General features: G+C 69.5%; 26 protein-coding genes. 17 read left to right on the top strand and 9 right to left on the bottom strand.

All coding sequences use genetic code 11. The annotated features are described in order from the left end of the window. Positions 1 to 11: 11 nt before the first annotated feature. The 3 genes from LQF12_RS02400 to LQF12_RS02390 form a co-directional block, all read right to left on the bottom strand. Positions 12 to 2,903: an FAD-binding and (Fe-S)-binding domain-containing protein gene (locus LQF12_RS02400; RefSeq protein WP_231054414.1), complete on the bottom strand. Its 2,892-nt coding sequence runs from the start codon at positions 2,901 to 2,903 to the stop codon at positions 12 to 14. A gap of 39 nt (positions 2,904 to 2,942) precedes the next feature. After that, positions 2,943 to 4,247 carry a hypothetical protein gene (locus LQF12_RS02395; protein ID WP_231054413.1) on the bottom strand — a complete coding sequence of 435 codons (1,305 nt, stop codon included), beginning with the start codon at positions 4,245 to 4,247 and terminating at the stop codon, positions 2,943 to 2,945. Between the two features lie 105 nt (positions 4,248 to 4,352). After that, the gene (locus tag LQF12_RS02390) at positions 4,353 to 4,877 is read right to left on the bottom strand and encodes an RNA polymerase sigma factor (RefSeq protein ID WP_231054412.1); all 525 of its coding nucleotides are present in this window, start codon (positions 4,875 to 4,877) and stop codon (positions 4,353 to 4,355) included. Positions 4,878 to 5,057: 180 nt separating this feature from the next. On the opposite strand from LQF12_RS02390, the gene LQF12_RS02385 reads away from it, so the two are divergent. Further along, positions 5,058 to 7,442, top strand: a complete 2,385-nt coding sequence (locus LQF12_RS02385; RefSeq protein WP_231054411.1) for a phosphoketolase family protein — start codon at positions 5,058 to 5,060, stop codon at positions 7,440 to 7,442. Between the two features lie 10 nt (positions 7,443 to 7,452). On the opposite strand, the gene LQF12_RS02380 is transcribed toward LQF12_RS02385, so the two are convergent. Beyond that, on the bottom strand, positions 7,453 to 7,611 hold the full coding sequence (locus tag LQF12_RS02380) for an LPXTG cell wall anchor domain-containing protein (protein WP_231054410.1): 159 nt from the start codon (positions 7,609 to 7,611) through the stop codon (positions 7,453 to 7,455). Between the two features lie 230 nt (positions 7,612 to 7,841). Here LQF12_RS02380 and LQF12_RS02375 point away from each other — a divergent pair, with 230 nt between their 5' ends. Further along, positions 7,842 to 9,056: a tyrosine-type recombinase/integrase gene (locus tag LQF12_RS02375; protein ID WP_231054409.1), complete on the top strand. Its 1,215-nt coding sequence runs from the start codon at positions 7,842 to 7,844 to the stop codon at positions 9,054 to 9,056. 72 nt (positions 9,057 to 9,128) lie between these two features. Here the strand turns inward: LQF12_RS02375 and LQF12_RS02370 are convergent, their stop codons facing one another. From LQF12_RS02370 to LQF12_RS02355, 4 genes are all read right to left on the bottom strand, one after another. After that, positions 9,129 to 9,542: an ImmA/IrrE family metallo-endopeptidase gene (locus LQF12_RS02370; protein ID WP_231054408.1), complete on the bottom strand. Its 414-nt coding sequence runs from the start codon at positions 9,540 to 9,542 to the stop codon at positions 9,129 to 9,131. Between the two features lie 36 nt (positions 9,543 to 9,578). Next, the gene (locus tag LQF12_RS02365) at positions 9,579 to 10,337 is read right to left on the bottom strand and encodes a hypothetical protein (RefSeq protein ID WP_231054407.1); all 759 of its coding nucleotides are present in this window, start codon (positions 10,335 to 10,337) and stop codon (positions 9,579 to 9,581) included. Continuing rightward, entirely contained in the window at positions 10,334 to 10,855 is a 522-nt protein-coding gene (locus LQF12_RS02360) for a hypothetical protein (RefSeq protein WP_231054406.1), read from the bottom strand. The genes LQF12_RS02365 and LQF12_RS02360 overlap by 4 nt, the downstream gene beginning before the upstream one ends. A 279-nt stretch (positions 10,856 to 11,134) precedes the next feature. Next, positions 11,135 to 11,755: a helix-turn-helix domain-containing protein gene (locus LQF12_RS02355; RefSeq protein ID WP_231054405.1), complete on the bottom strand. Its 621-nt coding sequence runs from the start codon at positions 11,753 to 11,755 to the stop codon at positions 11,135 to 11,137. 273 nt (positions 11,756 to 12,028) lie between these two features. On the opposite strand from LQF12_RS02355, the gene LQF12_RS02350 reads away from it, so the two are divergent. The 5 genes from LQF12_RS02350 to LQF12_RS02330 all read left to right on the top strand — a co-directional run bounded on the left by LQF12_RS02350 (position 12,029) and on the right by LQF12_RS02330 (position 13,904). Next, positions 12,029 to 12,286, top strand: coding sequence for a helix-turn-helix domain-containing protein (locus LQF12_RS02350; RefSeq protein ID WP_231054404.1), 258 nt, complete (start codon positions 12,029 to 12,031; stop codon positions 12,284 to 12,286). A 79-nt stretch (positions 12,287 to 12,365) separates the two neighbouring features. After that, entirely contained in the window at positions 12,366 to 12,587 is a 222-nt protein-coding gene (locus LQF12_RS02345) for a hypothetical protein (protein WP_231054403.1), read from the top strand. After that, positions 12,584 to 13,390 (top strand): phage antirepressor KilAC domain-containing protein, encoded by an 807-nt coding sequence (locus LQF12_RS02340; protein WP_231054402.1) that lies wholly within the window; start codon positions 12,584 to 12,586, stop codon positions 13,388 to 13,390. Before LQF12_RS02345 ends, LQF12_RS02340 begins: the two co-directional genes overlap by 4 nt. Further along, positions 13,387 to 13,686, top strand: coding sequence for a hypothetical protein (locus LQF12_RS02335; protein ID WP_231054401.1), 300 nt, complete (start codon positions 13,387 to 13,389; stop codon positions 13,684 to 13,686). Before LQF12_RS02340 ends, LQF12_RS02335 begins: the two co-directional genes overlap by 4 nt. After that, entirely contained in the window at positions 13,686 to 13,904 is a 219-nt protein-coding gene (locus tag LQF12_RS02330; protein WP_231054400.1) for a hypothetical protein, read from the top strand. Before LQF12_RS02335 ends, LQF12_RS02330 begins: the two co-directional genes overlap by 1 nt. On the opposite strand, the gene LQF12_RS02325 is transcribed toward LQF12_RS02330, so the two are convergent. Further along, the gene (locus tag LQF12_RS02325; RefSeq protein WP_231054399.1) at positions 13,896 to 14,513 is read right to left on the bottom strand and encodes a hypothetical protein; all 618 of its coding nucleotides are present in this window, start codon (positions 14,511 to 14,513) and stop codon (positions 13,896 to 13,898) included. The two genes, LQF12_RS02330 and LQF12_RS02325, sit on opposite strands and share 9 nt — an antisense overlap. 33 nt (positions 14,514 to 14,546) lie before the next feature. Between LQF12_RS02325 and LQF12_RS02320 the strand changes: the two genes are divergently transcribed. From LQF12_RS02320 to LQF12_RS02275, 10 genes are all read left to right on the top strand, one after another. After that, positions 14,547 to 14,747, top strand: coding sequence for a hypothetical protein (locus tag LQF12_RS02320; RefSeq protein WP_231054398.1), 201 nt, complete (start codon positions 14,547 to 14,549; stop codon positions 14,745 to 14,747). Beyond that, positions 14,744 to 15,373 carry a CHASE3 domain-containing protein gene (locus LQF12_RS02315; protein WP_231054397.1) on the top strand — a complete coding sequence of 210 codons (630 nt, stop codon included), beginning with the start codon at positions 14,744 to 14,746 and terminating at the stop codon, positions 15,371 to 15,373. Before LQF12_RS02320 ends, LQF12_RS02315 begins: the two co-directional genes overlap by 4 nt. 226 nt (positions 15,374 to 15,599) lie before the next feature. Further along, the gene (locus LQF12_RS02310) at positions 15,600 to 15,995 is read left to right on the top strand and encodes a DUF4326 domain-containing protein (RefSeq protein ID WP_231054396.1); all 396 of its coding nucleotides are present in this window, start codon (positions 15,600 to 15,602) and stop codon (positions 15,993 to 15,995) included. A gap of 171 nt (positions 15,996 to 16,166) precedes the next feature. Further along, positions 16,167 to 16,553 (top strand): hypothetical protein, encoded by a 387-nt coding sequence (locus tag LQF12_RS02305; protein ID WP_231054395.1) that lies wholly within the window; start codon positions 16,167 to 16,169, stop codon positions 16,551 to 16,553. Further along, positions 16,546 to 16,731 carry a hypothetical protein gene (locus LQF12_RS02300; RefSeq protein ID WP_231054394.1) on the top strand — a complete coding sequence of 62 codons (186 nt, stop codon included), beginning with the start codon at positions 16,546 to 16,548 and terminating at the stop codon, positions 16,729 to 16,731. The genes LQF12_RS02305 and LQF12_RS02300 overlap by 8 nt, the downstream gene beginning before the upstream one ends. Continuing rightward, positions 16,731 to 17,090 carry a hypothetical protein gene (locus LQF12_RS02295; RefSeq protein WP_231054393.1) on the top strand — a complete coding sequence of 120 codons (360 nt, stop codon included), beginning with the start codon at positions 16,731 to 16,733 and terminating at the stop codon, positions 17,088 to 17,090. The genes LQF12_RS02300 and LQF12_RS02295 overlap by 1 nt, the downstream gene beginning before the upstream one ends. Positions 17,091 to 17,332: 242 nt before the next feature. Further along, positions 17,333 to 18,190 carry a PD-(D/E)XK nuclease-like domain-containing protein gene (locus LQF12_RS02290; RefSeq protein ID WP_231054392.1) on the top strand — a complete coding sequence of 286 codons (858 nt, stop codon included), beginning with the start codon at positions 17,333 to 17,335 and terminating at the stop codon, positions 18,188 to 18,190. Then, entirely contained in the window at positions 18,187 to 18,987 is an 801-nt protein-coding gene (locus tag LQF12_RS02285; protein WP_231054391.1) for a recombinase RecT, read from the top strand. The genes LQF12_RS02290 and LQF12_RS02285 overlap by 4 nt, the downstream gene beginning before the upstream one ends. Further along, positions 18,984 to 19,451 carry a hypothetical protein gene (locus tag LQF12_RS02280; protein WP_231054390.1) on the top strand — a complete coding sequence of 156 codons (468 nt, stop codon included), beginning with the start codon at positions 18,984 to 18,986 and terminating at the stop codon, positions 19,449 to 19,451. Before LQF12_RS02285 ends, LQF12_RS02280 begins: the two co-directional genes overlap by 4 nt. A 22-nt stretch (positions 19,452 to 19,473) precedes the next feature. Then, positions 19,474 to 21,105, top strand: a complete 1,632-nt coding sequence (locus tag LQF12_RS02275) for a DNA cytosine methyltransferase (protein ID WP_231054389.1) — start codon at positions 19,474 to 19,476, stop codon at positions 21,103 to 21,105. Positions 21,106 to 21,136 lie beyond the last annotated feature (31 nt).

The following is a 21,136-nucleotide window of genomic DNA, read 5'->3' as shown; positions in this document are numbered from 1 at the left end:
GGTCAGGCTGCTCACAGCACCGTGCTGCCCCCAGGGTCCGTGAGCAACTGCGCCAAGTGTACGCCGCGAACCCCAGCGAGGTGCTCGGCCTGCGTGCGGCACGAGAAACCGTCGGCGAGGAAGACCGCACCCTCGGGTGCCGACCGTAGCGCCGGGAGCATCGACTGCTCCGCCACGGCCACCGAGACGTCGTAGTGGCCGGCCTCCATCCCGAAGTTGCCGGCCAGGCCGCAACAGGTGGTCAGGGTGGTCACCTCCGCGCCGGCCCGGCGCAGCAGGTCCAGGTCGGTGGAGTAGCCCATGACGGCGTGCTGGTGGCAGTGCGGCTGGGCGATCACCGTGGTGCCGGTCAGGTCCGGCGGACTCCAGCCGGTGGGCCGGTCCGCACCGGTGAGCAGCTCGGCGAGCGTGCGGGTGTTCTCCGCCAGAAGGCGGGCGCGTGGGTCGTCGGGGAACAGGTCCGGCAGGTCCGAGCGCAGCGCCGCGATGCAGGAGGGCTCGATCCCCACGATCGGGATGCCGGCCTTGGCGTAGGGGGCGAGCACGTCCATCGTCTGACGCAGCCGGGTGCGGGCGCCGTCGAGCTGGCCGGTGGAGATCCAGGTGAGCCCGCAGCAGGCGCTCGCCTCGGGGAGGCGCACCGTGTAGCCGGCCTGCTCGAGCAAGCCGACCATCGCCCGACCGCCGGTGGTGTCGAGATAGCTGGAGAAGGAGTCCGCCCACAGCAGCACATCGCCCGAAGGGGAGGCGCCGGGAGATGGGGGCTGCGCCGTCGTGCGCCTGCGCCACCAGCGGCGCAGGGGCTCCTCGGCGAAGGCGACCATGCCCCGGCGCGGGTCCATGCCGCCCAGGCGCAGTACCAGCCTGCCGATCGGACGGACCCCGAGGACGGCATTGGTGACCTTCGCGAGCACGGGCACCGTGGTCAGGGCGCGCGCCCAGCGCGGGAGCCACCCGAGGGCGTAATGGGTCACGGGCCGGATCTTCCCGCGGTGGGTACGGTGCAGGACCTCGGACTTGTACTGGGCCATGTCGATCCCGGTCGGGCAGTCCGAGGAGCACGCCTTGCAGGACAGGCACAGATCGAGCGACTCGTGCACCTCGGGGGCGTCCCAGCCCTGCACGAGGGAGCCGTTGGCCAGCTCCTGCAGCACCCGGGCCCGGCCGCGGGTGGAGTCCTTCTCGTCCTTGGTGGCCAGGTAGGAGGGGCACATGAACGCACTGGGCAGGTCGGCGCGGCACTTGCCCACCCCGGTGCAGCGGTGGACCGCCATGGCCATGTCGCCGCCGTCGTGGGAGAAGGAGAAACCCGACCCTGAGAGCATCGGCAGCGCGCGCACGTGCGGGCGGCGCAGATCGGCGTCCATCGCACTCGGGCGCACCACCACGCCCGGGTTGAGCAGGTCACCGGCGTCGAAGAGGCCCTTGACCGCCTCGAACGCGGCGATCGCCTCGCCCGAGTACATCAGCGGCAGCAGCTCGCCACGAGCCCGCCCGTCGCCGTGCTCGCCGGAGAGGGACCCGCCGTGGGAGGCGACCAGCTCGGCGGCAGCGACCATGAACCGGCGGAACAGGGCGATCCCCTCGGGGCCGTCCTGGGGGTCGAGCGGGAAGTCGATGCGGATGTGGATGCACCCGTCGCCGAAGTGCCCGTAGGGCAGCCCCGAGACCCCGTGGTCGGCCATGAGCGCCTGGAAGTCGCGCAGGTAGGCACCGAGCCGCTCCGGCGGCACGGCAGCGTCCTCCCAGCCCGGCCATCCCTGGGCGCCGTCGAGGGTGCGGCTGGCCAGGCCGGCGCCGTCGGCGCGGATCTGCCACAGCGCCGTGGCCTCGGGGCCCGCGGGCACGATCTGCACGGCCTCGGTGCCGGCATCGGTGGCGATCCGGCGTGCCTTCTCCAGAGCTTCCTCGGTGCTGTCGCCGCCGACCTCGATCAGCAGCCAGCCGGCACCCGGCGGCAGCTCCGGGATCGCCTGGTCGCCCTTGTGGCGGCGGACCATCTCCACCAGCTCGGCATCGAGGCCCTCCACGGCCAGCGGACCGTGCGCGAGCATCGCCGGCACCGCGTCGGCGGCGCTGGGCATGTCCGGATAGCCGGCCGCCAGCAGCACCGGTGAGCCGGGGATCGGGACGAGCTGGACCGTCGCCTCCAGCACGGTGACCAGCGTGCCCTCGCTGCCGACGAGGAACTTCGCGAGGTCGCCGCCGTTCTCGGGCAGCAGGTGCTCGAGGGAGTAGCCCGAGACCTGCCGGGAGAACCGGCCGAACTCGGTCCGGATGGTCGCCAGGTTCTCCTGCACCAGATCGTGCAGGCCCGGGACCGCGGACAGGTCGCCGCACCCGGCCGTGAACCGGCGGCCGGCGCCGTCGACGACGTCGAGGGAGATCGTGTTGTCCGCCGTGCGACCCCACGCCACCGCGTGCGGGCCGCAGGCGTTGTTGCCGATCATCCCGGCCATCGTGGCGCGGGTCTGGGTGGAGGGGTCGGGGCCGAAGCGCAGCCCGTGGGGTGCGGCAGCCTTCTGCAGATCCGACATGATCACCCCGGGCTGCACCCGCGCAGTGCGTGCCTCCGGGTCGATCTCGAGCACCTGGTTGAGGTGGCGGGAGAAGTCGATGACCAGGCCCGTGCCCACCGAGTTGCCGGCGATGGAGGTGCCGGCGCCACGGGCGGTGATCGGGACGCCACGCTCACGAGCCACACTCAGCGCGGCGAGCACGTCCTCGGTCGAGCGCGGGAAGACCACCACCTGCGGCACCACCCGGTAGTTCGAGGCATCCGTGCTGTACTCGGCCCGGCGGCGGGTGCTCGCGTCGACCTCACCGGTGATCGCCGCACGCAGCGCGGAGACCAGACCGGCGAGGGCCGGCTCGGTGGGCTTCGACTGGCTCGGAGTGCTCACGCTCGACACCCGACCAGTCTCCCACGCGCGCGTGGGAGCTCAGCCGAGGTCGAGAGCGTCCTGCGCGACGGCGATCACCGACCAGGTCCCGCTCTCCCCCTCACCGTCGGTGCCCGAGAGTGAGTAGGTCGGGACCAACAGCACCTGGCCACCGGCGGTGTGGAGGGTCTGCAGGATCAGCTCGGCATCGTCGATCTGCACCTGGCGCACCGGCCAGGTGATCGGCTCCCCCGGCTCGAGCGGGTCGGCGGGAGCAGTCGGGGAGGCCGGATCCGAGCTGGCGGCCGTGTCCTCCTCGGGCTCGACAGCGCCACTCGAGGCCAGGTCCTGCTGGACCGGCAGCTCCGGCATCAGTTCGGCCCGGACGGCGTAGGGCACCACATCCTGCGAGGTGGCGCCGAAGGCAGGGTCCATCAGGCGTTCGACGGCGGCCGCCGGATCGATCACGGGGTAGTCACCCAGGGAGGTGGGCTGGGCGAGGGAGCCCCACAGCTGGGCGAGGCCGTCCGCCGTCAGCGTGGCGCCGAGGCTGATGCCGGTGACGTGACCGTCCACGGTGAGGGAGGCGGTCACGTAGCTGGGCTGGTCCTCGCTCTGCTGGGCCTCGATCGTGTAATCGGCCGGGTCCAGGCCGAGGTCCCTCAGGAGGGCGGCGACCTGACCCTCGCCGTCGGGAGCGGGGCCCCCGGCGCAGTCCTCGCAGGTCCACGGGTCGATCCCGGGGTCGGCGTAGTCCACACTGCCGTCGGCGTACACGGTCAGTGCCGGCTCGCCGGACTCCCCGCTGCCGACGGTCCAGGCGCCCTCGGGTCCTTCGGGCTGCGTCGGCGCGGCGCTCAGTCCCAGGGCCGCGGCGACGTCGGCGGCTCGCTGCTCGTCGACCTGCGCCTGCAGCCCGTAGGCGGCAGCGGTGCCCTGCCCGCCGCCGAGCCCGGAGGAGGAGAAGACGGTGCGCTGACTCCCGGGGTAGATCATCGTGTCCGCACCGCCGGCGAGGCTGCCGCTGCGGGCGGGCCCCTCGGGCTCGCCGATCAGTTCTTGCTGGCCGTCGGCCCTCTCGGACTGCGCGACGGCCTGTTCCTCGGCCGCGGTGTCCTGCGCGGAGGTGCCCCCGGCTCCAGAGGCCCCGAGAGCGTACCCACCACCACCGGTCAGCAGCACGGCGGCCGCCGCGGCCGCGGCCAGCCACGGCGTGCGGGTGCGCCGGCGGGCGGCGAGCTCATCGGCGTGGCCGAGCCGGGCATCGACGGCGCTGCGCAGGGCGGCCGGGTCAGTCTCGGCGCTCGCTGCCGGATCTGCCGCCCGGAGTCGCTCCAGGGCGGGGTCTCGCGGGTCGGTGCTCATCGGTTCGCCTCCATCTGCGCCCTCGGTCGGGCCCTCACCGATGACTGTGTGGTGGCTGGCGGAAGTGTTGCGGACGAACCTGCGGTAGCCCTGGGTTCAGCAACCTTACGCATCCCAGGCCTCCCGCAGTCGCGAGCGTGCACGGGAGAGCGCGGCCGCCGCGCCGCCGCGGCTGATCCCGAGGGCGGCGCCGAGGGCTTCACCGTCCAGGCCCTCCCAGGCGTGCAGGAGCAGCACGTGCCGGTCGCGCGCGCTCAGCGCGCCCAGCACCTCGCGGACACGCTGGTCGTCGACGGCCAGGTCGGCGGGATCACTCGCATGTTCGGCGCGCTCGGTGTCCAGGCCCTCGCCATCGCCTACGGGCACGGCCCGGCCCTTGCGGCGGTGGTTGGCGAGCACGAAGCCGGCGGTGCGATAGAGCCAGGCGAGCTCGTGACCGGCGGGCACGTCCTCGCGCCGTCGCCATGCCGTGGCCAGCACGTCGGCGGCGAGATCCTCGGCGTCCTGCCGGGCGCCGCGCCGCACCAGGTAGCGGTAGACCGCCTGCGCGTGCGCCAGGAAGAGGTCGTCGAACCACGCCTCGTCCCGCTGCTGGGCGGCTCGCGGCCCGGCTACGCCGTCGTCGATCATGTCCCTCTTCCTGTCCGCGGGCGAGTCTCAGTGGTTGTGTCGCCGCGGGCCCGATCGTTGCAGGTGCGATCTCGAGAGGCGACCGGCGCCGGGATGCGTTGTGATGGAGGGAGTCCTACAGACAGACACGCCCGGACGCCGGCGGTCGGCCGGTGTCCCTCGACGGGAGGACGCAGGCGGATGAGCACGAGACCAGTGGACGAGGCCACGCTGGAGCGGGTGGACCGGTGGTGGCGGGCGGCGAACTACCTCTCGCTGGGCCAGATCTATCTGCTCGACAACCCGCTGCTGCGCGAGCAGTTGGCGCCCGAGCACATCAAGCCGAGGCTGCTCGGGCACTGGGGAACCACCCCCGGGCTGAACTTCCTGTACGCGCACCTGAACCGCATGATCATCGAGCGCGAGCAGCCGACGCTGTACATCGCGGGGCCGGGCCACGGGGGCCCAGGCATGGTGGCGAATGCCTACCTGGAGGGCACCTACTCCGAGATCTACTCCCACATCCCGCCCGGTGAGGACGGGCTGCGCCGGCTGATGCGCCAGTTCTCCTTCCCCGGTGGCATCCCGAGCCACGCGGCACCGGAGACCCCCGGATCGATCCACGAGGGCGGTGAACTCGGCTACGCGCTCTCCCACGCCTACGGCGCGGCCTTCGACAACCCCGACCTGCTGGTGGCCGCGGTGATCGGAGACGGTGAGGCCGAGACCGGCGCGCTTGCCACGAGCTGGCACTCGAACAAGTTCCTCAGCCCGCGCACGGACGGCACCGTGTTGCCGATCCTGCATCTGAACGGCTACAAGATTGCCAACCCGACGGTGCTCGCGCGCATCCCGGAGGAGGAACTGACGGCGCTGCTGCGGGGGTACGGTCACACGCCCTACGTGTTCACCGGCGGATTCGACGACGAGGACCCGGCGAGCACGCATGCCCGGTTCGCCGCGCTGCTGGACGAGGTGCTCGACCACATCGCGCAGATCCGGGCCGAGGCCGCGCAGGGTTCGACCGACCGGCCCGCCTGGCCGATGATCGTGCTGCGCACGCCGAAGGGCTGGACCTGCCCGGAGACCATCGACGGTCAGCCGGCCGAGAACTCCTGGCGCTCGCACCAGGTGCCGCTCTCGGCGCCGCGGGACGAGCCCGAGCACCTGGAGCAGCTGCAGGAGTGGCTGCGCTCCTACCGCCCCGAAGAGCTCTTCGACGGCGAGGGCCGGCTGGTCACGGACATCGCGGAGCTGGCCCCGCCCGGTGAGCTGCGGATGAGCGCCACCCCGCACGCGAACGGTGGTCTGCTGCTGCGCGACCTTGTGCTGCCCGACATCGCCGATCACGCCCTCGACGTTCCCGAGCCGGGTGCCACGCAGGGGGCGGCGACCACCAAGCTCGGCGAGTACCTGCGGGAGGTGATCCGCCTCAACCCGACCACCTTCCGCCTCTTCGGCCCGGACGAGGTGGCCTCGAACAAGTTGCAGGCCGTGTACGAGGCCACCGACAAGCAGTGGAACGCCGAGTACCTGCGCCCGGAGGTCGACGACCATCTCGCTCGTGCGGGCCGGGTGATGGAGGTGCTCTCTGAGCACCAGTGCCAGGGGTGGCTCGAGGGGTATCTGCTCACCGGCCGGCACGGGGTCTTCACCAGCTACGAGGCGTTCGTGCATATCGTGGACTCGATGTTCAACCAGCACGCGAAGTGGCTGGAGACCACCAACACGATCTCGTGGCGCCGCCCGGTCGCCAGCCTGAACTATCTGCTCTCCAGTCATGTCTGGCGCCAGGACCACAACGGCTTCACCCATCAGGATCCCGGCTTCCTCGACCATGTGATGAACAAGAAGGCGGAGCTGGTGCGGGTCTACCTGCCGCCGGACGCGAACACCCTGCTCAGCACCTACGACCACTGCCTGCGCTCACGTCAGTACGTGAACGTCGTCGTGGCCGGCAAGCAGCCGGGACCGCAGTTCCTGCCGTTGCGCGAGGCGCAGGCGCACTGCGCCCGCGGGCTGGGCATCTGGGAGTGGGCCGGGACCGAGAACCGGGGCGAGGACCCCGACGTGGTCCTGGCGTGCGCTGGGGACGTCCCCACGCTGGAGACACTCGCCGCTGCGGACCTGATGCGACGCCACCTGCCGGAGCTGCGGGTGCGGGTGATCAACGTGGTGGATCTGATGCGCCTGCAGGATGCGGCCGAACATCCGCACGGGCTCACCGACCGGGAGTTCGACCAGCTCTTCACCACCGACGCCCCGGTCATCTTCGCGTTCCACGGATACCCGTGGCTGATCCACCGCCTCACCTACCGGCGCACGGGGCACTCGAACATCCACGTGCGCGGGTACAAGGAGGAGGGCACGACCACCACGCCGTTCGACATGGTGATGCTCAACGATCTTGACCGCTACCACCTCGTGATGGACGTCATCGACCGCGTGACGTCGCTGGGCCCGAGGGCAGCCGGGCTACGTCAGCAGATGTCCGACGCGCGGTTGCGGGCCCGGGCGTACACCCGCGAGCACGGGGAAGACATCCCGGAGGTGGCCGACTGGGTCTGGCCGGCCGAGCAGCGCTGAGGGGCCGGCGTCAGGCCTGACTTGCCTTGCGCTTGATCCACAGGAACACCGAGGTCGCCGCGAACAGGACGAGGCCGACGACCGCGAGCCACAGCAGTCCCTCGATCACGAAACCGAGGATCGAGAGCACGAGCCAGGCGAGCAGGAGGAGCGCGAGGAACTTGATCATGTCCTCATCCTAGGGGCGAATGCGCGAACGGGCCCGGCACCGCAGTGGTGCCGGGCCCGTCACTCGGAGCCGCCTAAGGGAATCGAACCCTTGACCTATTCATTACGAGAGTATAGGTGCGGTAGGCTGAGGGCGGAATTATCCGCGGAATCTAGCCATTCTGGACGCTCTGCATAACCAGTGCGTACGCTGTGAATGGCCATCAGGATGGCCGTCACTCGGGAGGGCACGTGAGCAGAGACAAGCGCCGGCAGTACGGCACAGGCTCCATCCACTTCAACGAGACCCGGCAGCGCTGGATCGGGACCATCGAGGCCGGCTGGACAGCCCGGGGCACCCGGCGCCGCGTGACCGTCACCGGCAAGACCGAGGCCATCGTCAAGGACAAGCTCAAGAAGAAGACCCGCGACCTCGCCACCGAGGGCGTCAGCACGTCCAGCCGCGCCACCGTGAAGGCCTGGGCCGATCAGTGGCTCGACCTGCAGGCCGACAAGAACCGCCCCACCACCATGCAGGCCACCGCCTCCCAGGTGCGCACCTGGATCATCCCCACCATCGGGCACCGCCGGCTCGAGCAGCTCACCCCCGGCGACGTCCGCGCCGTCACCCGGGCGATGGCGGCCAACGACCTCTACCCCTCCACGCAGCGACGAGCACACGCCACCCTGCAGCGCATGCTCAAGGACGCCACGCTCGAGGGTCACAACGTGCCCCGGGTCGTGACGCTCGTCGAGGGCCCCGACGCCGGCGAGTCCGACCGCGACGCCATCCTCCTGCCCGACGCGCTCGCCATCCTCGAGGCCGCCACTCGGCGCCCGGACGCCTCCCGCTGGGTGGCCGCACTCCTGCAGGGCATGCGGCCGGCCGAGTGCCTGGGGCTCACGTGGAGCATGGTCGACTTCGACGACGCCACGATCGATGTGTCCTGGCAGCTCAAGCCGCTCGCCTACCGCGTGCCCCGTGATCGCGACTCCGGGTTCCGCATCCCCTCGGGCTACATCGCCAAGCGCCTCGACGGCGCGCTGCACCTCGTGCGCCCGAAGACCTCGGCCGGCCGGCGCCTCATCCCGCTGGTGCCGTGGATGGCCGCGGCGCTCACCACCTGGCGCGACGTCGCGCCAGCCTCCCCGCACGGCCTCGTCTGGCCTCGCGCGGACGGGCGGCCACAGACCGACGCCGCCGACCGCGAGCAGTGGTTCCGGATCCAGGACGAGGCCCGCGTCGCCCACCTCGACGACACGACCGGCCGCCGCTACGCCCTCTACGAGGCACGCCACTCCACCGCCACACTCCTGCGCGCCGGCGGCGCCGACGAGGAGACCATCACTGCGATCATGGGCCACTCCTCGATCCTGTCGACCAAGGCCTACCTGCACTCCGACACCAGGCGCACGCGCGCCGCGATGGAGTCCGTCGCCGAGGCACTCCAGCTGCGCGCACTGTGACCACTCCCCCGCCGCCACGCCCGCGAGGTGCTGGTGGCGGGGGCTTTCGTCATGCCCGGCGCCGGCCGGCGCTCATGCCCCGCCCTCGGTCTCCTCGTACACGGCGACGAGGCGGGCGGTCTCGTCGGGGGTGAGATGGTCGATGCGGTCCTGCAGGACCTCCACGGTCACCCAAAGCACGTCAGCGGCCTCGTGCCAGTCCTCAGTCCAGCGGAGGGCGTCCACGAGCGCTGAGAGGGTGATGAGCCGGCGGGCAGTCTCCGCACGCACCCACGCCTCCACCCTCGCGTCACAGCCGGACGTGTGGGCTTGCTCGATGTGGATCAGTTCGTGGGTGGCGGCGCAGCGACGTTGCACCTGCAGCAGGCGCGTGTCCATCCAGACGCGGCGTCCGTCGGTGGCGGCGATGCGGCCGGCGGGTTGGTCGACCCAGTGGACGTCTACGTCGTGTGCGAGGTTGCGGAGCGCGCGCCAGGGGTGCCACATGGTGGCCGACCGTACGACCGACCAACGACACTCGGCTCAGGACGGGTGGAACACGGCTTCGAGATCCGTAGTGGCCTTGGCGAAGTCATCAATGTCAATGGCGGGCCCGTTTGCTTCGACTGGCGCCAACACCCGATCCACGTCTGCTATGCCCCCGAGCGCCTGCATCGAGTAGAACGCTACGAAGTTGTCCGCTTCTCCGGCGCTCCGCGCTGCCTGTGCACGAGCCCAGTAGTCCGTTGGGGCTGCAGAGTTCTGCGTGGTGAGATTCAACCGGTGCATTAGGTGGTATTGGCCATTCTGGTACCCATAGTGGAAACTTATGGGCGCCCGGTGGGCCCTATCCCAGCTGACCTCGAATGTCGGATCGATCTCCGGCACTACTTCCAGTTGAGCGAGGACCTTCTCAACTGCCAACTTGAGGCGGTCACTGGCCGAAACCGTTGGCTCGGGCACTTGCCCTGCCACAAGATCCTCGAAGAGCTCATCGGCCACTTGCCTCACCGGGCGATCCTCGAAGAGTGTCCCGCCTGGGTCGGTATAGATGAGGTGAGTCTTCCGTGCTTGCATCTTCTCGACATCTACCCACAGGTCGTCTGTCATCTTGCGCTGGTAGTAAGCAACCCAGGCCTCGAACACATCACGATCGAGACCCTTCTGCCGGAGGGTCCGACCATCGATTCGTCCAGTCTCGGGGTCCTGCCCGAAGAAGCGAGCAGCCCACTCGCCATGCGAGTCGACGACGATACCGACGTTCACGGGCTCCTTGCGCCGAACATCGGGCACGAACTTCACGAGCCGCCATCTACAGGCCATGGGATCTCCTCCTCTCCGTTCTCTGAGTCATTCTCTATGAGGTTGGACTTGTGCACGAGTTCGGCCAGCCGGGCCTTCCGTGTCGCGAGCAGGTGCCGGTAGGCCCGCATCGTCGGCCTCGTGAACAGGCCACGCAGCCGCGCATCTTCCAGGATGCCGTCGACCACTGACATGCTGAAGTTGTGAGTGATCCGGGTCGTCCATAGGTTGACTTCTACTGGGTCTAGCGTCACGTCGCGGAACATGTGGGTCCGTAGCGGCGCGCTCTGAAGTCGCTCACATGCCGCTTCCAGATCTGACTCCGTGCCCGCGAGCGCCTGCTCGTGGTCAATGAGCCACAGGCCGTACTGCGCGCTGTACAACAGGTTCTCTTCGTGCCGGTCCGGGTTGCCGATCCAGACGTCGAAAACAGCGCAGCCTGCGGCCATGCGCGGAGCCTCGGCTGCCACGATGATCGGATCCTCGGGTGGCAGGTCGGGGCCGATCTGAGTGCTCACCCACGCCCTTCCGCCCCCTTCAACCCGCCCTACTTCGCCAGCCGGGACCGGCAGTCCTACAGCGGCTGCTAGTCGTGCGCACACGAGTTCGTTCGCTACGAGGTTGGGGGTATCGCCCGCTTCAGTCTTCACGACGACAGACGCGATGCCCCAGCGCGCATCCTTCGTTGCATGCTCGATCGGGTCCTCGAACACATCACGGACTTCCAGGCCTGGTCTGCGCTGCACGCCTTGCCACCAATCTCTTGGATCCCTTTACAACGCAACTTCAGTCTGCAACTACGGGCCTGGGTCTTGCCCGTGTTCCCCTGTGGTGGTGTCCGGCGGGTTGCCTGGTTCGCCTTCCATGGCCGCGAGGTCTTCCGGCATGGGCGGCACCCCGGTCGTGTCGGCGTCGTCGCCGGCGCGGAGGGGTCTGACGTTGCTGCTGTTGGCCGGCGTGGTGCCGGCGGGGTCGTCGTACTCATCAGGGCCGTGGGCTTGATCCTCGGGCATCAAGTCCTCGGGGTTGATGCCGGTGGCCGGCGGGGCGCCGGTCTCGTTCATGGGGGCGGGGTGCTCAGCATTGCCCACCACCTCCTCTCGCTTGAGTCTGTGCGCGAGGAGCCGGAGCAGCTCCTCATCAGACACGCGCGAGGCGTCATACGTGACGACGGCCCTCTCTACCGGGATCCCCATCGCCTCGCCTACCTTGAGCAAGACAACATCGGGATCCACGCGGAACGCTCTGGCGAGACCGAGGATGGTCGACTGCTTGGGGCGCTGACTGAGCTGGTCCCGATCGTCGGTGACGATGTTGTGGATCGTCTGCTTGGTCAGCCCGCCGGCAACCGCCAGCTCCGTGGCCGTCCAGCCGCGCTCGTCCATCTGTTGCTGGACGAACTTCCGGTATGCGTGCATGAGGAGGACTCTCCGGGTGGCTGGCTGATCGTGGCAAGCGGTCGCTGCATCGCTTGTCAACCAGGCTAGCGCCGCACCGGGTGATTTCGTGTCAACCAGGGCGTGACCGGCAGCAACGCTTTGTGGCCTGCGGCTGCGCTATATCCGCGCTTGGGCAGGTTGACTTCCCGTCAACCGGTATGGGACCGTTGGTCCACCAGTGCTTGACAACTAGTCAATCGGAGGATGAAGATGGGACCACAGCGCAGACGCCGAGCATCGAAGGGACGTTGGATGAAGCTCCGTGACGCAGGCCTCCTCGCGAAGTACATGGAGGCGAACGACTTCACTCAGGCCCGGCTCGGGCGGTACGCGGGGTGTTCCCGCCAGTTCATCCACATGCTCGTCAACGGCGAAAAGTCCACCTGCACCAGGCCGGTGGGCGAGCGCATCGAGGAGGCGCTGCGCGTGCTTCCGGGCACTCTTTTCGTGCCCAACGAGTCGCCTACCGCACGACCGCAGGTCAAGAGGCGGGCGACGGTCGCAGCCTGACCACCGCCACGGCACAGCAATGGCCCCCGCCGATCCGACCAGAACCGGGCGAGGGCCACGTACCGAGAGGAATCATCCCATGATCACCAGGGTCTACAAGATCAACCCACCCGAGTTCACGAACCTCGGCTACCCCCGCCGGGGCGCCGAGGTCGAATACCTCGGCCCGGCGTACCGCCGCAACGGGGCGCCGATGAAGCGCATGCACGGCGGCCGGTACGTCGGCTACTCCCGCATCATGCGCAACGGCGTCGTCAGCGCCCGCCGCAACGACCTCATCGAGATCGAGGTGGCCCGATGATCGGCCTGACGCAGTTCAACTTCCACGGCGAGGGCGTGCGCGTCATCGTGGGCGAGTTCGATGAGCCATGGTTCGTCGCCGCCGACGTCGCCGCGATCCTCAGCTACCGGATGGCCTCCGACCTGACCCGCCACCTCGAGCCCGAGGAGGTGGGTACGCGTCCCGTGCGTACCCCTTCCGGCATGCAGTCGATGACCGTCATCACCGAGTCAGGCCTCTACTCCGCCATGGTGCAGCGCCAGACCGGCCGCATCGCCGACGAGAGCGTGCGCGATCGCGTGCGCGCGTTCCGTCGCTGGGTGACCGGCGAGGTCCTGCCCTCCGTCCGCAAGACCGGCTCCTACGGCGCACCGCAGTTGACCGGCCGAGAGCTCATGGCTCACGCGCTGGTCGAGGCGCAGAGCGTCATCGAGGCGGCCGAGAGGCGCGTGAAGGAGCTCGAGCCGTCCGCGCACTCCTGGGACACGCTCGTGGCCGACACCGCCGGCGACTGGTCGATGCGCGATGCGGCACAGATCCTCGCCCGTGACCCGCAGATCCAGATCGGGCAGAACCGGCTGGCGAAGCTGCTGCGCAAACTCCGCTGGATCGACGCTCGCGGGATCCCGTATCAGGCGCACGTCGACAGCGGACGGCTGATGGCCAAGCCGCAGACGCGGATCTCGCACCGCACCGGTGAGCGCGTCACCTGCGACCCGCAGGTGCGCATCACCCTCAAGGGGCTCGCCTGGTTGCACCAGCACCTCGGCGGCGTGGCTGAGCTGGAGACCGACACCCCCACGCTCGCGGCGGTCGGCTCGTGACTGCACCACCCGGCCTCGCCCCCACTCCCCCGCGGACCTCTCCACGAGAGGACGCTGACGACTTCGCAGACGCCTGCGCGCGCCGCGACTTCGGCCTCCTGCAGACCGCTGTCGCCGGCATGACGAAGCGCGACGCCTGCGACCACCTCGAGGGCCTGTTCCCCCGGCTCTCCCGGCACTGGATCGTCCGTCACTTCCGCGACCTCATGGCCCTGGACGCTGACGCGTTCTGGCGCCTGCAGTACTCCGACCCGACCGGCGAACGTGCCGTGACCAACGTGATGAGAGGTGCCTGATGGACCGGCTTGCATACCGAATCAAGGAGCTGGCGGACGTGACGCCCTACTCCCCGGACACGATCCGGCGGGCGATCCACGCCACCGGCGCCGACCCAGACCTCTTCCCACCGCCACTCGAGGCCGAGCGGGACACGAAGGGCTACATCATCCTGCGCGCCGCCGCCGAGCAGTGGCTGCAGGACATCGTGACGCAGGCGCAGCGACGGTCAGCGTGATCGCCGAAACTTCCGCAGCGCTCGCCACCTGGACGCCGGCGACCAATAGCTCGGAAGCGGCGGGGAGCCTGGCGGGTGCCCTTGTTGGTGCGGCTGCCGTGTTCGCGATCTCGTTCGATCTGCCGGCTTAGCAGCTATATCGGCGGGATGTGCGGCGAGATCGCGAAGAGCAATTAGGCGCACCCGACGCTTCCGGATCAAGCGGGGAGCCGCCGTCCACGCGACCGCAAGACGTGCCCGGCCCCACTCCTGCGGCTCGCACCAGATAGAGACCATGAACCTGTCTCCGGTCTTCAGTGCCGGGAACATCTCCGCAGCACCTCCGTCGCCCTGCTCGTCGTGCCATGTCAGCAGGGCCGAGCATCCGAAGCCATGCACCTTCACGGCGAGCGCTGTGCCGTGCCCGACGTTGGCCAGGTAGCCGACAAGCACCGGCTGGCCGTCGACGTCACCCCCTTGCGTCGTCATGAGGAACGGCGCCCATTCAACGCGCTCGCGGTCGGCGATCCGCCAGATCACGGACATGCCGAGCGAGGCGACCGTAGCGACGGCTGTTGCGACGCCGGCGATCCCGAGCGTGGCTGGCCAGCCGATGTGCGCGCCATCCATCCCCGAACCCTACCGACCCCGATCGGAGCAACGATGACCCCGACCCTCACCCCCCTCGACGACCTCACCGAGGCCCGGGCCCAGCTGATCATGCGGGCGCGCACGCTGGAGGAGATGCACGAGCAGATGGCCGGCTCGACCGTGCTCCTGCTGTCTCGTGGCGCGAGCGCTGTGGAGTTGCAGCGCCTGGCCGATTCCTACGAGTACCGCTACGAGCAACTGGAGGAGTCATGAGCGACACCGACCGACTGGCTGAGATCGAGGCCCGGGTGAACGCGGCGACAGATGGGCCGTGGGAGGCGGACGCACGGCACGGAGCGGTCACCTCTGGCCCGCACTCCGTGATCCACGGCTACTTCGAGGGCGATTGTCCAGCGTGCGGCGAGAAGATCGCCGACCTTGCTTCAGTAGCCCTCTCCGCCGACGATGGCGACTTCATCGCCCACGCCCGCTCGGACGTGCCCTACCTCCTGGACCAGGTGCGCACCCTGACCGCCGAGAATGAGCACAACCAGGAGCACCTGACCATGGTGCGAGCGTCCCGTGACCAGTGGATCGTCTACGCCCGGAGCGCTGAGGATGAGAGACGCCGCCTGGCCGAGAAGGTGCGGCGGGTCGAGGAGTTGCACACCCCTCGCCGCGTAGACGTCATCACAGGCGACTGCGCCTCCGAGACGTGCGACCACGAGAACAAGTGCCCGACCACCTCGGTGCAACAGTGCGTCCAGTGCGACCGGATCGCGGAAGCGGCCAACGCCTACTACTCCGAGAGCGGCATGTCCTTCACGATGTGGCCCTGCGCCACCACCGCCGCCCTGGCCGACCCGACCCCCGGACCCGATGGGGGTGGGGAGTCGTGAGCGCCCCCGCGTTCGATCAGCAGGGCCTCGCCACCGTGTGGCGGGGCTCTTCTCATGTCGGCCCGTCCCGCGTCACCCCGACGATCCATGAGCCGTCCGACGAGGAGCCGTTGTGCGCGGTGCCGCTGTGGGATCACGGGCGCGCGATGGCGTGCGGCTACCCGGCGCCCGAGGGCTCAGAGGACTGCGGCCGGCATGGGCCCGACCCTGATGAGAGGTGGGACTGATGCCGAAGCGAATCCAGATGACCCGTCAGCGACCGTGGCGGCACGAGTACCCGGACGCGGTGATCGTGGCCAGGCCGAGCAAGTGGGGTAACCCGTTCGCGGCGCAGATCCCGCACGGGGAGGCGCTGCAACCGGCAGAGACTCGCGCTCACCTGGTTGCGATGTACCGGCGATGGATCACTAGCGGGGAGCGCTTCGACGAGATCGCGGACGCCATGCCGCTGGTGGACCGTCACGGGCGGGTCTGGAAGATGCACTCCCGACACACGACGCGGCCAACGCCTCGCGAGATCCGGGACGAACTCGCTGGCCGCGATCTCGCCTGCTGGTGCCCGCTCGATCTGCCCTGCCATGGGGACGTGTTGCTCGAGCTCGCGAACGGAGCCGCCCCATGACCGCCCCCTACCTCGCCGCCGAGCACTGGCCACCACCGCCCCCAGTCCGAACCCTCCCCGACGACTCCGACCCCGCGTACGAGCACGGGCGGGACACGTGGGAGCCGGGTGGGGAGTACATGTCCGACCTCGCCGAGGACCGGATGATCGACTTCGCAATAGGAGCAGACCGTGACTGACCAGACCACCACCCCGGACAGCATCATCCCGCCCGAGGTCCGCACACCCGAGGCGTACCGAGCCTGGCGGGCTGAACGTGACGCACAGATCGAGGAGGAGGTGGCGCAGGTGCTGGCGACTGCGCTCCATGACCCTAGTCGCCCTGACCTCTATGCCAATATCGCCCGCGCTATCCTCGCCCTCCTCGCCACCGCCCCGACCGTCGAGCAGGTGCGGCAGGACGTTGGCAAGGCGCTCCGAGCGCAACGGATCGTCTGCCCGGTGCACGGCATCCCCGACTGCTCTGCACTGCTCAACGGGTGCACGCGGCCGAACCTGATCCGCAAGACGGTCGAGGGCTGTGCCCAGATCGCTGAGCAGGGAGCCTCCGATGGCTGACCGCCAGCGCACCCCAACCACCAACCCCGGCCCTCTCGCCGGGGTTTTCTGCTTCCTGGGCACCATCGCCGTGGTCACCCTCGTGGCCACCATCCCCGTGCTGCCCGGGTGGGCGCTCGCGGGGGTGTTCGTGGGCGCGTGCGTCGGGGCGTGGGTGGCGGACAGGAGGTGGGGGTGATGAGCGAGCCGACTACGGAGCGCATCGAGGACCTGTACTCGTACGCGACCGCCTGGGAGTCGGAGCCGGAAGATCCGCACGTTCGCCAGATGCAGGCCAACGCGCGCGCCGAGTTCCGCCATTGGCTCGCCGCCCATGACGAGCGAGTGCGCCACGCCGAACGGAAGCGCCTTCACGCCGGCGAGGAGGTGAAGCTCGGTGTCGAGGGCGACTGGCTGGTCCGGTACGTCAACAAGCACACCTGCGGCACCGGACCGGACGGGCACTACGGCCACCACGAACCTGGGTGCGGGTCCATCCCCGTGATGAGCCTGGACGAGATCCAGGGCTGGCGCCGAGACGAACGGGCCACCCCATGACCCGCCTACTCATCCCCGTCGCCATCCTCGCCTGGGTCATCGGGGCGGGGATCAGGTGGTGGATCGAACTCTGCCACCTGCCCATCGGGAGGAACCCATGACCGCCCACGAACTCCAAATCCACGCCGACGCCGGCGTCTCCTGCACCTGCGGGCGCACGTTCGGACGCGGACTGCCCGCACTCGACGCCTGGGCCGCGCACAGGCCGTGGCGTGACCGACCACCAGACCAGGAGCCCGATCATGACGACCATCACTAAGCCGGGGCTCTACGACCTCGAGGCCGCCGACTACCACTCCGACCCAGTCCCCGAGGGCTCACTCTCACAGTCGCGCGCCAAGGTGCTGCTGGACGAAGGCGGGCCGGCGATCTTCCACCACAAGGAGAACTCACCCCGCGTCGAGAAGAAGGAGTTCGACGAGGGCACCGTCATCCACGCGCTCATCCTCGGCAAGGGCATGGAGCGTATCGAGGTGCTCGACTTCCCGAACTACACGACCAAGGCCGCGAGGGAGGCGCGGGACGCCGCCTACGCCAAGGGCCTCACCCCGCTGCTCACCAAGGACATGGCCCGCGCCCAGAAGGTCGCCGACTCGATCCCCGACCACATCCGGCAGCTGTTCACCGGTGGCGAGGCCGAAGTGAGCATGTTCTGGCGCCACACCTCCGGGCTATGGCTGCGCGGCCAGATGGACTACTACGTCGCCGGCGGCCGGATCGTGGACCTCAAGACGATGAACGACACCAGCAACCGCGGCCTCTCCCGAGCCGTCTGGAACCTGCGCTACTACATGCAGGCCGCCTGGTATCGCCGCGGCGTCGAAGCCATCACCGGGGAGCGGCTGCCGTACCTCATCGTCGGCATCGAGAAGACCGCGCCGTACCTGACCCGCGCCGTCGAGCTCACCGACGACTACCTCGCCGTCGGCGAGGCCCACATGGACGACGCGATCGCCACCTACCTCACCTGCGTCGAGACCGGCCACTGGCCCGGCCACCCCGACCGCACACAGCGGCTCGGCCCGCCGCCATGGGTCCGCGACGACATCGCCGCAGACACCATCACCGCACTCGAAGAACTCATCGAAGGAGCAGCATGACCACCGACGTCGCCACCCAGCAGCCAGCCCAGCCCAAGCTCGTCGTCGCACTGCAGTCGATGAAGCCGGAGCTGGAGCGGGCACTCCCCCGCCACATGTCCGGGGACCGCATCGCCCGCATCGTGCTGACAGAGATCCGCAAGAACCCGAAGCTCGCGCAGTCCACCCCGGACTCGTTCTTCGGCTCACTGCTCACCGCCGCCGCACTCGGCCTGGAGCCCGGAGTGAATGGCGAGGCCTACCTCGTGCCGTACGAGCACCGTCGCGGCCGACTCGCCGGCCAGGTCGAGTGCCAGCTCATCGTCGGCTACCAGGGCGTCGCGAAGCTGTTCTGGCAGCACCCGCTCGCCAAGCGCCTGAGCGCCGAGTACGTGTGCGAGCACGACCACTTCGCCTACGACAAGGGCCTCACCCTCAAGCTCGAGCACACCCCCGCCCAGGGCGACCGCGGCAAGGTGATCGGCTACTACGCCATCGTCGAGCTGAACTCCGGCGGCATGGCGTTCGACTTCTTCACCCCCGACCAGATCCAGCGCCTGCGTAACGGCAAGGTCGGCACCTCCGGTGACATCGCCGACCCTGAGCGGTGGATGGAGCGCAAGACCGCGCTCAAGCAGGTGCTCAAGCTGCTGCCCAAGTCCGTGGAACTCGCCACCGCGATCCGCACCGATGAGACGGTCGGATCCATGGCGGTCGGCAAGGCCATCGCCTCGGGGTCCTCGCTGCCCGAGCTGGAGTACCCCGACGCCGAGCAGTCCGCCGACGTCGCCCCGCCGCCCGAGGAGCCGGCACCGTGAGCCGCTACGCCGAGAGCACCCAGGTCTCCTCCGACCGCTCCCGCGCCGAGATCGAGCGCACCCTGACCCGGTACGGCGCGAGCTCCTTCACCTACGGGTGGGACGACACCCGCGCCGCAATCGGCTTCGTCATGGAGGGCCGGCAGGTCCGGTTCGTCCTCCCGCTGCCCGACCGGCAGGCCGACGAATTCCGTCTCACCCCTACGGGCAAGCAGCGGACGGCCAGCGCGAGCGAGACGGCGTACGAGCAGGCCGTGCGGCAGCGCTGGCGCGCCCTCGCGCTCATGGTCAAGGCCAAGCTCGAGGCCGTCGCCGCCGGGATCGTGACGTTCGAGGTCGAGTTCCTTCCCCACACCGTCCTCCCGTCCGGCCGAACGGTCGCCGAAGACGTCCTCCCTGCAGTCGAGGAGGCCTACTCCTCTGGCAGCGTCCGCCAGCTGCAGATCGCCGGCGGATCGTCGTGATCATCTCTGAAAGGACCCAACCGTGACGCTGACCGTCACCGACCTATTCGCCGGCGCCGGCGGATCGTCCACCGGGGCGACGCAGGTGCCAGGCGTGGCCGTGCAGTACGCGGCCAACCACTGGGATCTCGCCATCGAGTCCCACAACATCAACCACCCGAACACCGACCACATCTGCGCCAACATCAGCCAATACGACCCGCGGCGCCTGCGCTCGACCGACATCCTGTGGGCGTCGCCGGAGTGCACCAACCACTCGCGCGCCAAGGGCCGGAAGGTGCACCAGCAACCGGACCTGTTCGGCGACGTCCTGCCCGACGCCGCGGCCGACCGGTCCCGGGCGACCATGTGGGACGTCGTGCGCTTCACCGAGGCGCACGGCTACCGCGTCGTCCTCGTGGAGAACGTCGTCGAGGTGGTGGACTGGTCCAGCGACTGGGGTGTGCGCGGCGGCCTGTTCCAGGCGTGGCTGACCGCCATGCACTCCATGGGCTACAGACACCGGATCATCTCGCTCAACTCGATGCACGCCCAGGCCGGCGGGCTCCCGGCGCCGCAGTCACGCGACCGCGTATACGTCGCCTTCTGGCGCGGCGAGCGGGCCCCCGATTTCGAGCGCATGCAGCGCCCGAAGGCGTGGTGCCCCGGGTGCGAGCGCGTCGTGGACGCCATGCAGTGGTGGAAGAAGGGCAACGGGCAGGACCGCCCCGGCCGCTACCGGTCCCAGTACCTCTACCGGTGCCCCAACGCCACCTGCCGCAACCAGGTCGTCGAGCCCGCGTGGCTGCCGGCGAGCTCCATCATCGACTGGACCAACCCGGGCCAGCGGATCGGCGATCGGGACAAGCCGCTCGCCGAGAAGACCATGCGCCGGATCCGGGTCGGCATCGACCGCTACTGGTCGCCGCTGCTCGTCGAGCACGGCGGCAACCCCTACGACGCAGCCGACCCCAAGCACCCCCGGTTCATGGACCCCGACTCCTACTACCGCGCCTGGCCGACCGAGGAAGCCATCCAGACCATGCACACCCGCGAGTCCAAGGCGCTGGCCTGGCACCCGCTGGCCGTGCCCGTGGAGGGCAGGGACGGGAAGGAGCCGCAACCGATGGACCGCTCGCTGCGCACCCAGACCACCCGCAGCGAGACCGGCCTGGCGTTCCCGCCGTTCCTCGCCGAGCTGCGGGGCGGCGGGTCGACGGCGCGCCCGGCGGCGGAGTCGCTGTCCACGGTCACCGCGTCCGGGAATCACCACGGCCTCGTGATGCCGTACTACGGCAACGGCCGGACGGGGCCGACGGATGAAGCCCTGTCGACGGTCACTACGGTCGAGCGTCACGCCCTGATCCACCGGCACAACAACAACCGAGGCGACCAGTCCGCAATGACCACGCCCAGTGGCCAGCCCGTGCGCACGATCACCACCGCGGGCCACCAGTCCGTGCTGCAGGCTGAGCGACCCACGGTCGACCTCGAGGACGTCCACTTCCGCATGCTCGAGCCCGACGAGATCAAGCGAGCCATGGCCTTCCCAGCCGACTACCGGCTGCTCGGGAACCGCCGCGAGCAGGTCAAGCAGTCCGGCAACGCCGTCACGCCGCCGGCCGCGCGCGATCTCATCACCGCCGCCGTGGAGTCCATCGCCGGCGCCGCCTGATCCATTCCGACCAGCCCCGCCCTCACGAGAG

It is taken from the genome of Ruania suaedae (assembly GCF_021049265.1).
In the GTDB taxonomy this organism is placed as follows: Bacteria; Actinomycetota; Actinomycetes; order Actinomycetales; family Beutenbergiaceae; genus Ruania; species Ruania suaedae.
Note: the sequence above shows the minus strand (reverse complement) of the source record. Positions and strands in the feature narration are given on the sequence as shown.

Coding starts and splice junctions, on each gene's coding strand:
- LQF12_RS02395 (WP_231054413.1), bottom strand. CDS start 4,247: ATGAGCACCGACCCGCGAGACCCCGCCCTGGAGCGACTCCGGGCGGCA.
- LQF12_RS02390 (WP_231054412.1), bottom strand. CDS start 4,877: ATGATCGACGACGGCGTAGCCGGGCCGCGAGCCGCCCAGCAGCGGGAC.
- LQF12_RS02385 (WP_231054411.1), top strand. CDS start 5,058: ATGAGCACGAGACCAGTGGACGAGGCCACGCTGGAGCGGGTGGACCGG.
- LQF12_RS02380 (WP_231054410.1), bottom strand. CDS start 7,611: ATGATCAAGTTCCTCGCGCTCCTCCTGCTCGCCTGGCTCGTGCTCTCG.
- LQF12_RS02370 (WP_231054408.1), bottom strand. CDS start 9,542: ATGTGGCACCCCTGGCGCGCGCTCCGCAACCTCGCACACGACGTAGAC.
- LQF12_RS02355 (WP_231054405.1), bottom strand. CDS start 11,755: ATGCACGCATACCGGAAGTTCGTCCAGCAACAGATGGACGAGCGCGGC.
- LQF12_RS02350 (WP_231054404.1), top strand. CDS start 12,029: ATGAAGCTCCGTGACGCAGGCCTCCTCGCGAAGTACATGGAGGCGAAC.
- LQF12_RS02345 (WP_231054403.1), top strand. CDS start 12,366: ATGATCACCAGGGTCTACAAGATCAACCCACCCGAGTTCACGAACCTC.
- LQF12_RS02340 (WP_231054402.1), top strand. CDS start 12,584: ATGATCGGCCTGACGCAGTTCAACTTCCACGGCGAGGGCGTGCGCGTC.
- LQF12_RS02330 (WP_231054400.1), top strand. CDS start 13,686: ATGGACCGGCTTGCATACCGAATCAAGGAGCTGGCGGACGTGACGCCC.
- LQF12_RS02325 (WP_231054399.1), bottom strand. CDS start 14,513: ATGGATGGCGCGCACATCGGCTGGCCAGCCACGCTCGGGATCGCCGGC.
- LQF12_RS02320 (WP_231054398.1), top strand. CDS start 14,547: ATGACCCCGACCCTCACCCCCCTCGACGACCTCACCGAGGCCCGGGCC.
- LQF12_RS02315 (WP_231054397.1), top strand. CDS start 14,744: ATGAGCGACACCGACCGACTGGCTGAGATCGAGGCCCGGGTGAACGCG.
- LQF12_RS02310 (WP_231054396.1), top strand. CDS start 15,600: ATGCCGAAGCGAATCCAGATGACCCGTCAGCGACCGTGGCGGCACGAG.
- LQF12_RS02300 (WP_231054394.1), top strand. CDS start 16,546: ATGGCTGACCGCCAGCGCACCCCAACCACCAACCCCGGCCCTCTCGCC.
- LQF12_RS02295 (WP_231054393.1), top strand. CDS start 16,731: ATGAGCGAGCCGACTACGGAGCGCATCGAGGACCTGTACTCGTACGCG.
- LQF12_RS02290 (WP_231054392.1), top strand. CDS start 17,333: ATGACGACCATCACTAAGCCGGGGCTCTACGACCTCGAGGCCGCCGAC.
- LQF12_RS02285 (WP_231054391.1), top strand. CDS start 18,187: ATGACCACCGACGTCGCCACCCAGCAGCCAGCCCAGCCCAAGCTCGTC.